At 39.7% G+C, this 15,486-nt stretch carries 14 protein-coding genes; 10 read left to right on the top strand and 4 right to left on the bottom strand.

The window, feature by feature from the left end:
- Positions 1-51: 51 nt before the first annotated feature.
- From ACIF8R_RS10435 to ACIF8R_RS10420, 4 genes are all read left to right on the top strand, one after another.
- Positions 52-588, top strand: a complete 537-nt coding sequence (locus ACIF8R_RS10435; protein WP_075382566.1) for a DUF3237 domain-containing protein — start codon at positions 52-54, stop codon at positions 586-588.
- A gap of 40 nt (positions 589-628) precedes the next feature.
- On the top strand, positions 629-1,018 hold the full coding sequence (locus tag ACIF8R_RS10430; RefSeq protein ID WP_396480613.1) for a PaaI family thioesterase: 390 nt from the start codon (positions 629-631) through the stop codon (positions 1,016-1,018).
- Between the two features lie 33 nt (positions 1,019-1,051).
- A complete protein-coding gene (locus ACIF8R_RS10425; RefSeq protein ID WP_396480611.1) occupies positions 1,052-2,803 on the top strand; it encodes a tannase/feruloyl esterase family alpha/beta hydrolase in 1,752 nt (583 codons plus the stop codon).
- 145 nt (positions 2,804-2,948) lie between these two features.
- The gene (locus tag ACIF8R_RS10420; RefSeq protein WP_284116131.1) at positions 2,949-3,845 is read left to right on the top strand and encodes a DMT family transporter; all 897 of its coding nucleotides are present in this window, start codon (positions 2,949-2,951) and stop codon (positions 3,843-3,845) included.
- Positions 3,846-3,860: 15 nt separating this feature from the next.
- Here the strand turns inward: ACIF8R_RS10420 and ACIF8R_RS10415 are convergent, their stop codons facing one another.
- Positions 3,861-4,931, bottom strand: a complete 1,071-nt coding sequence (locus ACIF8R_RS10415) for an AraC family transcriptional regulator (protein WP_396480609.1) — start codon at positions 4,929-4,931, stop codon at positions 3,861-3,863.
- A gap of 129 nt (positions 4,932-5,060) precedes the next feature.
- Here ACIF8R_RS10415 and ACIF8R_RS10410 point away from each other — a divergent pair, with 129 nt between their 5' ends.
- The gene (locus ACIF8R_RS10410) at positions 5,061-6,521 is read left to right on the top strand and encodes a coniferyl aldehyde dehydrogenase (protein WP_396480607.1); all 1,461 of its coding nucleotides are present in this window, start codon (positions 5,061-5,063) and stop codon (positions 6,519-6,521) included.
- Between the two features lie 82 nt (positions 6,522-6,603).
- Here the strand turns inward: ACIF8R_RS10410 and ACIF8R_RS10405 are convergent, their stop codons facing one another.
- From ACIF8R_RS10405 to ACIF8R_RS10395, 3 genes are all read right to left on the bottom strand, one after another.
- Positions 6,604-8,067: an amino acid permease gene (locus tag ACIF8R_RS10405; protein ID WP_396480605.1), complete on the bottom strand. Its 1,464-nt coding sequence runs from the start codon at positions 8,065-8,067 to the stop codon at positions 6,604-6,606.
- Between the two features lie 333 nt (positions 8,068-8,400).
- Positions 8,401-9,495, bottom strand: coding sequence for an arginine N-succinyltransferase (gene astA / locus ACIF8R_RS10400; protein WP_396480603.1), 1,095 nt, complete (start codon positions 9,493-9,495; stop codon positions 8,401-8,403).
- The gene (locus tag ACIF8R_RS10395) at positions 9,492-10,727 is read right to left on the bottom strand and encodes an aspartate aminotransferase family protein (RefSeq protein ID WP_396480601.1); all 1,236 of its coding nucleotides are present in this window, start codon (positions 10,725-10,727) and stop codon (positions 9,492-9,494) included. Before ACIF8R_RS10395 ends, astA begins: the two co-directional genes overlap by 4 nt.
- Positions 10,728-10,862: 135 nt before the next feature.
- Between ACIF8R_RS10395 and ACIF8R_RS10390 the strand changes: the two genes are divergently transcribed.
- From ACIF8R_RS10390 to ACIF8R_RS10370, 5 genes are all read left to right on the top strand, one after another.
- Complete coding sequence (locus ACIF8R_RS10390; RefSeq protein WP_002001056.1) at positions 10,863-11,285, top strand: Lrp/AsnC family transcriptional regulator; 423 nt, start codon at positions 10,863-10,865, stop codon at positions 11,283-11,285.
- A 319-nt stretch (positions 11,286-11,604) separates the two neighbouring features.
- Positions 11,605-13,035 carry a gamma-aminobutyraldehyde dehydrogenase gene (locus ACIF8R_RS10385; protein ID WP_396480598.1) on the top strand — a complete coding sequence of 477 codons (1,431 nt, stop codon included), beginning with the start codon at positions 11,605-11,607 and terminating at the stop codon, positions 13,033-13,035.
- A gap of 28 nt (positions 13,036-13,063) precedes the next feature.
- Complete coding sequence (locus tag ACIF8R_RS10380; protein WP_191106788.1) at positions 13,064-13,834, top strand: nuclear transport factor 2 family protein; 771 nt, start codon at positions 13,064-13,066, stop codon at positions 13,832-13,834.
- A 59-nt stretch (positions 13,835-13,893) separates the two neighbouring features.
- Positions 13,894-14,613: a FadR/GntR family transcriptional regulator gene (locus ACIF8R_RS10375; RefSeq protein ID WP_396480596.1), complete on the top strand. Its 720-nt coding sequence runs from the start codon at positions 13,894-13,896 to the stop codon at positions 14,611-14,613.
- A 65-nt stretch (positions 14,614-14,678) separates the two neighbouring features.
- Complete coding sequence (locus ACIF8R_RS10370; protein ID WP_396480595.1) at positions 14,679-15,386, top strand: cache domain-containing protein; 708 nt, start codon at positions 14,679-14,681, stop codon at positions 15,384-15,386.
- The last annotated feature ends 100 nt before the right edge of the window (positions 15,387-15,486 follow it).

The following is a 15,486-nucleotide window of genomic DNA, read 5'->3' as shown; positions in this document are numbered from 1 at the left end:
ACAAGAGGTTCTGTCGCACATAGAACCTCTTTTTATTTCGGGAAATTCATCATGAAGAAAGTTGTAGCGCTACTCTGCGGAATTTGTCTCATTAGCCTGACTCATGCCGAAACACAATATAGCCCGCCACCTATTCAGCTTGAACCTTTAGCAAAATTTAGTGTTGATTTAAATGCGCCTGTTTGGGAATTAGGCACAACCAGTGACGCAGGTAAACGCCGAATTATTCCCATTACAGGTGGGACATTTGAAGGGAAATCACTTAAGGGCCGCATTTTAAATAATGGTGCAGATTGGCAAATTGTCGACAGTAAAGGGCTGGCCATTATTGATACGCGATATTTGTTAGAAACCGATGACGGTGCACTCATTTACCTTCAAACCAAAGGTTACCGACATGGCTCGGCAGAAACACTAAAACAGCTTGCTCAAGGCAAAGATGTCGACCCGAAAAATTACTATTTCAAAATTACCATGCAGTTTGAAACCAGCTCACCTAAATACTCATGGCTTAACCAGACCGTTGCGGTAGGTAGTGCAATGCGTTTGGGCAAAGCGGTTATTTATGATGCCTACACCCTGAAATAATAATTTTTATAACACTTACCAAAAGGATGGAGCCTTCATTATGGATCAAAAAACTTTAGAACACTTACCGCCAATCCATCACCATTTGGGTGGACATAATATCCATTGGAATGACAAAAACACTGAACTCACCATCCACTACACGGCGCTAAAAAGCTTTACCAATCCACGCGGCACAGTTGAAGGCGGCATGATCTGCGCCATGCTTGACGACGTGATGGGACTTTTTGCATATCTCGCCAATGACCGTAAACCCGCTACCACCATCAACTTAACAATGGATTTTTTAAGACCCTGTGCTGTTGGTGAAGTCATTACAAAATGCCGATTCATTAAACAAGGCAAAACTGTACTGAATCTTGAAAGTGAAGCTTGGCAAAACAACAAAATGATTGCACGAAGCACAGCTAATTTTTTGGTTTTAGATTAATTACAACCATTCATTCAATAAGGATATGAATAAATGAATTACACCAACAATAAACGAATTTTGACCCGCTCCGCTTTGGTGCTTGCCATGCTTGGTTCTTTGGCAGGCTGTGGAAGTGATAATGATGAAACAACGGTTCCCTCAACAACCAAACCACCACAGTTGTCTGCTGCTGTGGGCGTAAAAATGACAGGAAGCTGTACGGACTTACTCGGATTTCAATACAACAATACAGTCATTAGCTCAGCTACCCTTCAAGAAGCAGGCACATTGACTGTCGCCAACAAACCGATTGGCGCTCATTGTTTGGTTAAAGGTTATATGGATCAGCGTATCAGCCCTGTCGATGGACAAACCTATCAAATTGGTTTTGAAATGCGCCTACCTGTTGACTGGAATGGTCGTTTTCTCTATCAAGGTAATGGCGGAACCGATGGTAATTTAGTCCCTGCAACAGGTCAGGTTGGTAGCGGTGGACCACTCACCAATGCTCTACATGATGGTTTTGCTGTTATTTCCTCCGATGCTGGACATAACGCTTCACAAAATCCAATGTTTGGTTTAGACCCTCAAGCCAGAATCAACTATGGCTATGGTGCAATTACCAAACTCACGCCTATGGCAAAAAACCTAATTAAAGCCGCATATGGTAAATTGCCAGACCGCTCCTATGCAGGCGGCACATCTAACGGTGGGCGTCATGCCATGATTGCCGCAACCCGTTTGGGTGACCAATATGATGGAATTTTAGCAAGCACACCAGGTTTTCATTTACCTCGTGCGGCCGCGGCTCAACTCTACACCGCTCAGCAGCTCCGTCGTGTCGCAACAGATGAAAATGATCTAAGTACTGCTCTTACCCTTTCAGAGCGCAAAGTATTAGCAAAAGCGATTTTAGATCGATGCGATGCTTTAGACGGCGTTGCAGATGGCTTGGTTCAAGATGTCGAATCTTGCCGTAAGGCTTTTGATATTCACAAAGATGTACCCGTTTGCTCAAGCACAAGAGATGGTACTTGTTTAAGCACCGAACAAATTGATGTATTAGCCAACATTTACCGTGGTCCTGTAAATTCGGCTGGACAAGCACTCTATGCAACCCAACCTTTCGACCCCGGTTTAGTCGGCAGTAACTGGGCAAGCTGGAAATTCGAATCTTCGGTGGGAACAGCACGTGACCCCGTTGCAGTCGGCATTCTTTTTCAGGTTCCACCAGACCCAACTGTGACTCAAAACACTAGACAATTTGCCTTTAATTTTAACTTCGATACCGACTATCCAAAACTCTCGGCAACCAATGATGTCTATACCGAAAGTTCGATGTCATTCATGATGCCACCTGATGAATTGAATCTAGATAAACTCCGTAATCACGGTGGAAAAATGATTGTGGTACAAGGCACAGCTGACGGCGTCTTCTCTGTAGATGACACCCAAAATTGGTACGATCAACTACTCCAACACTATAAAAATGATGCAAAAGGTAAAGCACCTGAATTTGCACGTTTCTTTAGAGTTCCAGGCATGAACCATACCCGTGATGGCATTGCGACCGATCAATTTGATGCATTGACTGCTTTAGTCAGCTGGGTTGAATACGGGCAAGCACCTGACAAAATCATTGCGACCGCACGCGGCGCAGGTAACCCAAGTGGTCAAGTGAATACTGAGCTTCCTCAAGACTGGGCACCAGACCGTACCCGCCCACTTTGCCCTTATCCACTGATTGCCCGTTACAATGGTCAAGGCGATAGTGAAAAAGCTGAAAACTTTAGCTGTAAATAACACCCTATAAAATTAGAAGAGAGCTGACCTATGCTCTCTTTTTTTATTCTAATAAGTATCACTATTAAATCATTATCAAATGATATTTCATCCAATGCCTGCATCACTGCTAAGATAACACCGAAAACCAAAAACTCATTTCGATATGCAAAATCAGACTGCTCCAAATCTCCCCTCAACTCAACTAGGAAAAGCACTGCTTTGTCTTATGACATCGGCATTATTATTTTCCATTATGGGGGTGTGCATTCGTTTTGCTTCGCAAACAGTGGACAACGCGACCGTCGTGTTTTTTAGAAATGCAGTAGGTTTATTTATTTTTATTCCGATGCTGTTTAAACAGGGTTTAGACTTTATTAAAACCGATAAACTCTGGATGCACACGTGGCGAAGTCTAGTCGGTCTTGCTGCAATGTACGGTTTTTTCTATGCCATAGCGAACTTAAAACTATCAAATGCCATGGTTTTTAGTTATTCATCTCCTATCTTTATTCCACTGATTGCATGGCTTTTCTTAAAAGAAAAAATTACCAAATCGATGATTTTTGCCGCTGTGATTGGACTTATTGGGGTTTTATTTGTCGCTAAACCCGATCAGGGTCTATTTAACGCATTATCTTTTATTGGCTTGGGTGCATGCTTTTTATCAGCAATGGCTTTTGTGACTGTAAGAGCTTTAACCAGTACAGAGCCGCCTGAGCGTATCGTTTTTTATTTCTGTATTTTTGGTAGTTTAATTTCCTCTATTCCCATGTTCTGGCATTGGCGCATTTTTACTTGGCACGAATTAGGCCTACTCATTGCCGCAGGACTTTTAGCTAATATTAGTCAACTATTTATGTCTTATGCCTATAGCTTAGCGCCAGCAGGACAAATTGGCCCCATGAATTACATTGCCATTATTTTTGCAGGAATTTGGGGATTTGTTTTTTGGCATGAATTACCGGATCTGTTTAGCATTATCGGTATATTTATTATTTTATTTGCCATTTTGCTCTGTAATCCATTTTTGCAGAAAAAGTTACTTTCTCGATTTAAGTAGCAGCCAAACTTGATTTTAATTTTGGTACTGTATTCGATACTCATTCGGTGAAACGCCTGTCCAGTGACGATAGGCTTTTCTAAAATTAGAGGTATCTGAAAAGCCAATTCTTTCAGCAATTTCATCTACGGTTAAAGTTGTTTCTCGCAAATATTCATCCGCAAGACGGCGCCGAGTTTCATCTAATAACTCTTGATAAGTCAGACTAAAACTTGCCAAACGCCGATGTAAGGTACGCTTTGACATATGTAACCGTTCAGCCATTTCTTGAGCTGATGGGAAAAGTTCTGTTCCATCCAATAATATTAAACGGATTGTTTTCACCAACTCAGGCTCTTCAAGTTCAGCTGCACCAAGCATCCGCTCACAAAATGACTTACACATGTCCGCAGTAATCGGGTTGGCATTTGGGCAAGGTAGATCGAGCCATTTTAAATCAAAGTGCCATTGCATCACCCCAGCATTAAACTGAACAGGACAATGAAACACTTTTTCATATTCTTCCGCATAGTCAGGTGCTGGGTATGGCAATAAAAGCTTCTTCGCTTGAAATGGTCCTTCAAGCACACGTTCAATTAAGGTTTGCATGGAGCTAAACCAAAACTCGCACACTAAAGGTAGAAGCTTACCCAGTGCAATAATGTCCTGCCCTTCAAAAATGGCAACATCATCTCGAATATAAAAAGACTTCTTTAAAATAGGTCCTGCAAGCTTAATGTGTCGGATGCCAAGCTCAACCGCTTGTCTAAAATTACGCGAAGAATAAAGCGCATAACCATACACCCCAAAATCTGACAGCCGCTGCTTTTGTCCTGCGCGTAGTCCAATTAAAGGATCGTGAGATAGTTTTTGTATATTTTGAAATAACTGAATTTTTTGGACTTGAGAAATATATAAAGAGGATTGATTCATCGTATCTGGCGAAATATTTGTGCCAGATAGAACATTTGATATTGAATGGCCTTGCAACCCCATTTCATCAAATAAACTGGTCAAACCCAGCAAATATGTATTCGAACCTAAGGATGTATTATCATAATTTCCTTCAATAACACTATTTGCATTTTTATAAAGATTTTTAGGCATTTAACTCACACCATCCCTAGAGTGACGTGCATAATGGCACTAAACTACCTCTTGTTGTCTCAATTTAACATCGACCATACAACGCTTCAAGCATAAAGTATGATAAGCAAAAGTATGGAAGGAACAATAATGGAAAGCTCCACTTTAAAAGAATATAGCGGCTCTGCCACAGAACATATGGAACTTATTTTTTCCAAACAACGTGCCAATTTTGAGGCAGATCCCTATCCAAGTCTTGAGGCACGCCGCACCAAACTGCATCAACTCAAAAAACAAATTATTCGTTATCAAGATGCTTTGGCTGCCGCGATTAATGCTGACTTTAGTTCAAGATCACTTGATGAATCTAAACTACTAGATTTGCTTGGCTCTGTGTTAGAAGCCGATCATGCGATTCATCATTTACGACGCTGGATGCGTCCAAGTAAACGCCGTACCGAGCTTTTATTTTTATCAAATCGTTTAAGTGTGCAATACCAACCTAAAGGTGTGGTTGGTGTGATTGTACCTTGGAATTTCCCGGTTTATTTAGCACTTGGCCCGCTCATTGCCGCATTAGCTGCAGGCAACCGAGTCATGATTAAGCTGCCTGAAATTACCCCGAATACCAATGCGATGCTTCGACGCATGCTTGCGGAAGTCTTTAATGAAGATGAAGTGGCTGTGTTTGGTGAAGAAATTACAGACCCAGCAAGATTTACCTCGTTGCCATTTAACCATATTGTCTTTACTGGCTCTCCTGCGATTGGCAAAGTCGTCATGCGAGCAGCAGCTGAAAATCTAACGCCTGTTACACTTGAGTTAGGCGGTAAATCACCTGCGATTGTAAGCCGCAACTACCCGCTTGCTGACGCTGCAAAACGCATTACCCATGGCAAAGCAACCAATAGTGGGCAAATCTGTGTAGCGCCTGACTATGCGTTGGTTCCGAAAGAAAGTATTGATGAATTTGTGAATGCAGCAAAATCAAGCTTTATAAAAATGTTTGGTGAAAACATCACAAATAATGAGAATTACACATCTATTGTGAACGACCGTCATTTAAAACGTATTCAAGATATTTTGACCGATGCACAAGCAAAAGGTGCACGTATTATTCCTTGCGATACGTATAGCTTTGACCAACAAGGCCGTAGAATGCCCGTACAGATTGTGCTGAATTGCACACCAGACATGCGGATTATGAAAGAAGAACTCTTTGGCCCTATTTTACCTGTAGTGGCTTATGATTCTTTAGATGACGCAATTACCTATGTAAAATCGGACGAGCGACCTTTAGCACTTTATTGCTTTACCCATAGCTCGGTAGAACGTGATCGTATTTTACGTGAAACACATTCAGGTGGCGTGACCATTAATGACTGGGGCTGGCATGTAGTCAACCACGATGCTCCTTTCGGTGGTATCGGAAACTCAGGCATGGGGTCATATCATGGTGAAGAAGGTTTCCGTGAACTTTCTCATGCAAAAACTGTTTTTATTCGCCATCGGTTTTTCCCGACTCAGCTATTCCACCCTCCTTATGGGACATTCTTACAAAAGTTAGCAATTCGCTTTTTCTTGAAAAAAGGCGATCCAAATATTAAGTAACCCTTATAGAAAAAGCCTCGTAATGAGGCTTTTTTATTGGGTTTAAAATAATAAAATTTCTAATAAAACCACTAAAATTTATTTAAATATAATCAACCTTTTGTGCTTTTAAAATATCAAGCTGCAACATCTTTTTCTTTTTATATTTATAAGCAATAAATAAACCAATAAACCATACTGGTGAAAACTCTAAAGCAATCAGCGTATCATGATCTAAAGCTAAAATGACGATCGTAAAAACTAAAAATAGCATCGTCAGCCATGCCATAAATAAGCCACCCGGCATTTTATATTTTGACTGGATATGTAATTCAGGGCTTTTCTTACGATAATAAATATATGACATCACAATCAGCATAAATGTAAAAATACATAAAATTGAAGTCAGTGCTGAAATAATCGTAAATGCAGTCATAACATTTGGAACAATAAATAAAATAGAAGTTCCAAGCGTTACACAAGCCATTGAAAAGACGAGTCCTCTAATTGGAACCTTTCTTTTAGATAACTTACTAAAGCTTTTCGGTGCATCATTGTCTAATGCTAAACCGTATAACATACGGCTGGTTGCAAAGATTCCACTATTTGCTGAAGAAAGAGCTGAGGTTGCCACAACGAAGTTAATTAAACCTGCCGCAATTGGTAAGCCAACTAACGTAAACATTTCCACAAATGGGCTTTTTTCTGGTGAAATTTTTGCCCAAGAGGTAACTGCAATAATACAAACCAATGCGCCCACATAAAACAATAAAATACGTAAAGGAATAGAGTTAATGGCTTTTGGAAGTGAGGTGTGCGGGTCTTTGGTTTCGGCAGCAGTTGTACCAACAAGCTCAATACCCACAAATGCAAAGATGGCAATTTGGAAACCAGCCAAGAAACCTGTTACACCATAAGGAAACATAGATTGTGTTTCAAACAAATGGCTCACCGAAGCTTTGACTCCATTCGGAGAAGTAAATCCGGTACTAATTAAATAAATACCCGCCAATATAAATAGAATAATTGCGGTAATTTTGATAAGTGAGAACCAAAACTCGAGTTCACCAAACAGCCGAACTGCTACAAAGTTGAGTATGGTTAATATGGCTAATGAAGTAAATGCGGGGATCCAGACCGGTAAATCGGGATACCAAAACTGCATGTACCCTCCAATCACAATCACATCGGCAATCGCTGTAATAATCCAGTTACACCAATACGACCAACCCAGAAAAAAACCTGCCCATGGACCTAAATAAGCGGTTGCAAAATCGGCAAATGTTTTAAAATTGGTATTCGCAAGCAATAACTCACCCATTGCTCGCATCACGAAGAAAAAGAAAAAGCCAATAATTAAATAGGTTAAAATAATTGAAGTCCCAGAAACACTTAATGTTTTTCCAGAACCCATAAATAATCCGGTACCAATTGCACCGCCAATCGCAATCATTTGAATATGACGATTGGTCAATGAGCGTTGCAACTTTTCCTCCTCTTGCTCAGTCATATGCTGACTGCCTAGGAGGTCTCCTTCCAGGAACTGCTTTCCTTTATTATTACTCATGTAATATTAACTCCAATTTATAGCAACCGTTATAAATATGTTTTAATAATATGAGTGACATGAGCTTCGATTAAGCCGAATAAATCATCTTACCAATATTATTAAAACCACTTATAATTTAGTAAATTCCATTTTTAAATCTTAAAATAGTTATTTAAAACAATAAAATATAAACCATAGAATTATCCCGTTATGCCTCATCATCTTAATACCTAAAATGAAATAACAAGTTCCATTCATTCAATTAAGATGATGTATATCCATATCAATTTTTTGACTCAGGGATAATATAATATTCCTCATGAAATTTGGTGTGTTGTAAAAACTCACTGCCTAATTAACCACCATTTGCAAATGCTGATTATTTTCCAGCCTATTTACAGCTTTTGATTTTGAAGCCTGTTGAACATTAATACTCAATATTCGAACTTCTTCCCCATTTTGAACATTTAACTGTTTAGCCTGCTCTAAACTTAGCTGTATTCGATTTTGATAACGTGCGCTATACACCACAATTGCCCGATAATTTTCATAATCATCATTGGCAACAATATAAGGTTCATCGCCTAAACTTAGGTGATTAGACTCTACAACCTTTACAGTTAAAATCTGACTTTCTTTGATAGCCCTTAAATTTTCAATATCGGCCTGTAGTGTTGCTCCGCCATCAAAAATATCGACATAGCCTTTATAGCGAAGCCCTTCTTCTAGCAAAAGATTATAAGCAGGCCGTGTATTTGGATGAACCATTCCAATTGCCGCTTTAGCATCGTCTGGCAACATATCGACATAGAGCGGATGTCTCGGCATCAGCTCGGCAATAAAGGCCTTTTGCCCTATTCCACTTAAATAGTCCGCTTTGGTAAATTCAATATTAAAAAATTTATGGCCTACCGCATTCCAAAATGGAGACTGCCCATTTACATCAGAATAGCCACGCATTTCAGCCACAATGGTTTCTTCAAAGTATTGGCGAAATGCAGACAAGAACAAGAAACGAACTTTAGATAAAAATTTACCATTTTTATTTAAACGGTAGTCTGGATCTAAAAATAACGTACAAAGCTCGCTACAGTTAGTGTGGTCATTACTCAAATACAAAGTTGGTAAAGCATTATAGACACTTAAAGGTTCCGAGGCATGCACTTGGGTGCCTACATGGAAATTGTACCAAGGCTCTTTTAAACCAAGCGCAACTTCAATACCGCAAACACCTACCACTTTATTGAGCTCGGTATCTTCTAAAACAAATAAATAAACCTGATCTGCTTTTGGTAATTCACCCGCAACCGTTTTACAGGCGCGTTCAATACGTGCAGCCAACTTTTCCATATTTGACTGTAAAGATGTCAAACCAAAACCCGCTTTTTGAGCCAAAAGGTAAAGATCATTAACATCCTTAGGTTCAATGTAGCGAATAATCATCATGCGGCTTGTTCATCCTTTTGAATTTCTACAAAGCGAGCAAGTGCACGTTCGAAGCGTTTTAAACCTTCATCAATATCAGCAAACGGAATAATTAAAGACGGCGTAAAACGTACAACATTTGGTCCAGCAATCAGGCTCAGTAAACCTTCCTCACCCGCAAGGTTATTAATATCTTTTGCCTTACCAGCAAACTTATCTTTTAAGGCACAACCTATTAGCAAACCTTCACCGCGAATTGTTTCAAAAACTTCATATTCTTCATTTAATTGATTTAAAGCGTTTTTATAGTAGTCATGACGTTCTTTTACGCCGTTAAGCACTTCTGGTGTATTAATAAACTCAAAGACTGTGCCCGCAACCGCACTTGCTAACGGGTTACCACCGTAAGTTGTACCATGTGTACCCACTGAAAAATGCGGCGCAAATTTATCAGTTGTTAACATTGCACCAACTGGGAAACCACCGCCCAATGCTTTTGCAGTAGTGAGTACATCTGGTGTAACACCAGAGTTCATATAGGCATAAAGTGTACCTGTACGGCCGACACCTGTTTGCACTTCATCAAAAATAAGTAAGGCACCAAACTCATCACACAGCGCACGTAAACCTTTTAAAAATTCGATGTCAGCAGGAATAACACCGCCTTCACCTTGGATCGGTTCAACAATAACTGCACAGGTTTGTTCATTAATGACTGCTTTGGCAGCTTCTAAATCATTAAAGGCAACGTGGTTAATGCCATTTGGAAGTGGTGCAAAGTCTTGTGAATATTTAGGTTGACCACCCGCCGAAACGGTAAATAAAGTACGGCCGTGGAAAGCATTGTTAAATGCCACAATGCCACTTTTACCTGCAACACCGCTGTCGAGTCCAACTTTACGAGCCAGTTTTAATGCGGCTTCATTCGCTTCTGCACCTGAGTTACAGAAGAATACTTTATCTGCAAATGTATTTTCGGTGAGTTGTTTAGCAAGGCGTAGAACAGGTTCATTGGTATAACCGTTACCGACATGCCAAAGTTTTGTTGCTTGTTCTGTTAATGCATTTACTGCCACTGGATGCGCATGACCTAATGCGTTTACTGCAATCCCGCCTGCAAAATCGATATATTCTTTATTTTCTTGATCCCAGATACGTGAACCTTCACCACGTACCGGAATGAAATTTGCCGGTGCAAATACTGGAACCATCCACTCGTTAAAGTCGCTACGAGAAACTGCAAAATTATTCATTTTATCTAGTCCATTAAATTGAATTATTCGGGTGAGCTAATGCCCCTATTATTCAAAATCAAATTGATTCACAAAATTTGTAATTCAGCAAAAAATGAATTATTTTTTACCAATTTGATAATTGACAATGACATTATGGACAATATTGATCAAATTATTTTAGGTTTACTTAAAGATAATGCACGGATGTCTGTGACCGAGTTAGCCGAAAAAGTTCACGTCTCAAGAGCAACCATTAAAAAGAGAATGGAGTATCTTGAGTCTTCAGGCATCATTACTGGCTATACGGTTCGTTTTAAACCGAATGCCGAACGCAATGTCATCCGTGCATGGATGAGCATTATGGTTGAAGGCACCAAAGCACAATCCGTAATTAAAGAACTACGCCTAGAAAGTGCGGTTGAATGTCTGCATAAAACCAACGGTAAATGGGATATTTTGGTTGAGCTACGTTCCGACACTTTAGAAAACTTCGACAAAGTTTTAGAACGAATCAGAAATATTTCAGGTATTTATAACAGTGAAACTAGCATTCTGCTTGCGAGTCATAAGACCTGATAAAGCACTTTAACTTCAAAGAATAAGAATTGATGAGCTAAGCATAAAGTTTGGCTCACCCTCCCATTCCTACAAAGAAATTTCCTTAATTACCCTTTATTAAAATTAAAAACCATCACAACCATAGTTCATTCTAAAAATCCTCAATAAATTTTTAATTTTTTTTAAATAATCAAATCAAAAACTTAAAATCTAATTTGATTTAAATTCTCACTTTTTTACTCATTCCCATCATCAAGGCATTTGACAGAAAAATTAAAACATAATACATATAGTATTATATGTTATATGTTAAAACCTAAGGACAAGGTATAAGAAAATGGCTAAAACTCAACTACAACACTTTATTAACGGCGAATATGTTGCTAGCAAAGGAAATGATTACTTCGACTTGGTGAGCCCAGTGACTGGTGAAGTTTATGCACAGTCACCCAATGCAACCGATGCAGAAGTTGACGCAGCATATGCCGCTGCAAAAGAAGCATTTAAAATTTGGGGACGCAGTACACCATCAATGCGTCAAAAAGCATTACTTAAGTTAGCAGATGCTATCGAAGCAAATGCTGACCGTTTAATTGAAGCTCAAAGCCGCAATACAGGTCAGTTAAAACACTTAATTGCATCTGAAGAAGTAGGTGTATCGGCAGATCAAGTTCGTTTCTTCGCAGGTGCAGCACGTTTACTCGATGGCTCAGCAACTGGTGAATATTTAGAAGGTTTAACCTCTTCTATCCGCCGCGAACCCATCGGTGTGGTTGGTCAAGTTACGCCTTGGAACTATCCACTTATGATGGCAATTTGGAAAATTGCTCCAGCGTTGGCAGCGGGTAACACTGTAGTGCTTAAACCAAGTGATACCACTCCTGAAAGTACCCTCTTACTTGCAGAAATTGCTGCACCATTTTTTCCGAAAGGTGCATTTAATGTAGTGCTAGGCCAAGCGCAAGTTGGTTCAAAAGTTGTATCACATAAAACCCCTGCTCTCGTTTCGATTACAGGTTCGGTTCGTGCCGGATTACAAGTTGCAGCTTCTGCTGCGGCAAATTTAGCAAAAGCCCATCTTGAACTTGGCGGTAAAGCTCCTGTACTGGTTTTTGAAGATGCGGATCTTGATAAAGCAGTTGAAATGATTGCATTAACTGGCTATTTCAACGCAGGCCAAGACTGTACTGCGGCGACGCGTGTCATTGTGGCTGAAGCTGTTCACGATGAGTTTTTAGCTAAACTCGTTGAAGCAGCCAAAAATACTCGTTTTGGCGATCCAGATGATCAAAATGCTCTATATGGTCCACTCAACAATGCCAATCAATTAAAGAATGTTAAAGCCTTTATAGATAACTTACCTGCTCATGCAAAAGTTGAAACAGGCGGAAAACAAGCAGACCGCCCAGGTTTCTATTTTGAACCAACTGTTATTAGTGGTTTAAAACAACACGATGAAGCCATTCAAAAAGAAATTTTTGGACCAGTCATTACCGTTCAAAAATTTACCGATGAAAATGATGCAATTGAAAAAGCCAACGATGTTGAATATGGCCTAGCTTCAAGTGTTTGGACCAAAGACCATGCTCGTGCAACACGTCTGTCACGTGAACTTGATTTCGGTACAGTTTGGATTAATACCCATATTCCTTTAACCGCAGAAATGCCACACGGCGGCTTCAAAAAGTCAGGTTATGGTAAAGATTTATCTGGCTACGGTTTTGAAGAATATACCCGCGTTAAACATGTGATGAGTTCAAACGAATAATAACAATGCGTTTTGAAAGGAGATCAAAATGAATAAGCAAGAAATGAAAGACTTGGTGACTAAAGCCCATCATGAGCTCTTTAATTTACATGACACCACTGCTCTAGACCGTTATTTTTCTGAAGACTTTATAGAGCACTCACCACTGGTTGCAAATGGTATTTCAGGTCTTCGCCAATTAGTAGAAGATTGTCCCGATATGCAACACGAAGCTGTACGTGTGCTCGCAGATGGTGATTTGGTTGCAATTCATGGCCGCTTTCAAGGCTTAGATGAAAACCCTTTAGTTGGTTTTGACATTTACCGAGTAAAAGACGGCAAAATTGTGGAGCATTGGGATGGTCTTGTAGCAGAAGCTGCACCGAATGTAAGCGGTAGAACTCAACTAGATGGCCCGACTGAAATCGTAACTCACCATGACCCAGAGAAAAACCGTGAGATTGTGACGTCTTTCTTTAAGGAGTCATTAATTGATGGAAATTACGATGCCTTTAAAGAATACACCCACGGCGATCAGTTCATTCAGCATAGTCCAGATATTGGAGATGGTGTTAAAGCCGTCATTGATTTTTTGAACAATATCCGTAATGAAGGACAAGGTTTGGTATACTCAAAAACGCATCGCTCCATTGCTGATGGTCAATTTGTATTGACTCATTCCGAAGGCAGTATTGCCGGTAACCGACATGCCTATTTTGAATTATGGCGTGTAGATAATGGCAAAATTGTTGAACTTTGGGATGCAATACCAGCTGTGCCTGAAGATGAACAGGCTGTCCATGGTTATGGCGTGTTTTAATAATTATTTATCCGCTTCATTAAGCTAAGTCTTTTGACTTAGCTTTTAGAGAATTCGCCATGTCAGCATATACGATAATTTTTGCACCTATTGCTCAAGCAACTCGTTCGGAACAAGTTGTAGAACGCTTGGAAAATGCAATTATCTCTGGTTTGCTCAAAAGCAATGAACAACTTCCTAATGAGGCAGATTTAGCACGCTTAATGGGCGTTTCACCCATTACTGTTCGCGAAGCGTTAAACACTTTACGTGTAAAAGGTTTAATTGATACACGTCGCGGCAGAAATGGTGGAAGTTTTGTTTGTGAGCTACCTTCAGATTTACTGTTAAACCAACACCCATTGCGCCAAGCTTCAAATGAGTATCTTGCCGATTTAGGCGAGTTTCACAGTGCAATTTTAAGCCATGGTGCATATTTGGCAGCACAGAGAACCACTGAATATGAATTAGGCAAAATTAAAGAGCTTATTGATCAATTTGAACAGGCCGTTGAAGCAGACACACGTGCCCAACTTGATTTACGTTGCTTGTTAACACTCACCTCTTTTGCTCAATCAGCTCGACTGGCAAATCAAGAGTTAACCATACAAGCCGAATGGGCACCGCTCATTGCTGTGCTTTACCAAGATGATCAGTTTCATCAATCGGTCGTCGCTCAATACCATCAACTTTTATCATCTTTTGTTCAAGGCAATGAAGATGATGCTGTTATTCAAGCACGAAAAATCATTTCGATGCTAACAGACCAAATGCTTCGATATAAGTTATCTATCGAATAAAAACAATAAAGTAGAGCGCTTATAAAGTATCAAGTGAGAAATACGGAATTTTAGGAGTTATAGGAATGACCCAACATTTAGATATAGAAGAGCTTCAAAATTTGTTAAAAAGTGTTGTTGAGGAAACAACAACGATTACGGAAACACTGGCGGCTAAAGCAAGCAAAATTCTGTCAAAGCATGCATCTGAAAAAAATGCAGATATTAAGCTTTCAACTTCAGAACGCTCTGCTTTGCAGAAGGAAATTAAAAATGCGCTAAATCAGAGCCATTATAGTCAAGGAACTGGTTTTGCAAGTTATAGTCCAGCAACGCAAGATGAACAAGACTATTGGACACTCGAATGGTGGTATAAAAAAGAAGACCAATTACAACAAGCGAAACTTGAAAACTACCAAAATGCGCAGCGCTTTTTAGATTTCCGCTCATTTGAGTGGTTCCATAAACCTGCTCAAGATAAAAGCCCGTGCATACATGGCCCTTATGTTGATTATATTTGCAACGGCGCCTACACCATCACCATTGCTCACCCTGTCATGATTCATGATCAGTTTATTGGTGTCATTGCTACCGATATTTTAGTTTCGGCGCTTGAAAAACTACTTATGCCAAAACTCAAAAATATCAAGCAAAAAGCAGTCATTATGAATGATTCATCTCGGGTCATTACTTCAAACGACATTAGCATCAGAACTGGAACATTATTTAAAGAAAAGACTGCTCAACAGTTTTTCTCGCGACCGTGTCAGTCTTTCCAGTTGGTCGTGATTTAAAAAGCAAAGAATATTGGTTCTTTATTCTCGCTTTAGTGTACCACCAAGGTGAAATAGCACTTTAAGCCTCTAGCTACTGTTCAAACTTTCTTCAATCAGA

The organism is Acinetobacter sp. ABJ_C4_1, from assembly GCF_044538495.1.
GTDB lineage: Bacteria > Pseudomonadota > Gammaproteobacteria > Pseudomonadales > Moraxellaceae > Acinetobacter > Acinetobacter nosocomialis_A.
Note: the sequence above shows the minus strand (reverse complement) of the source record. Positions and strands in the feature narration are given on the sequence as shown.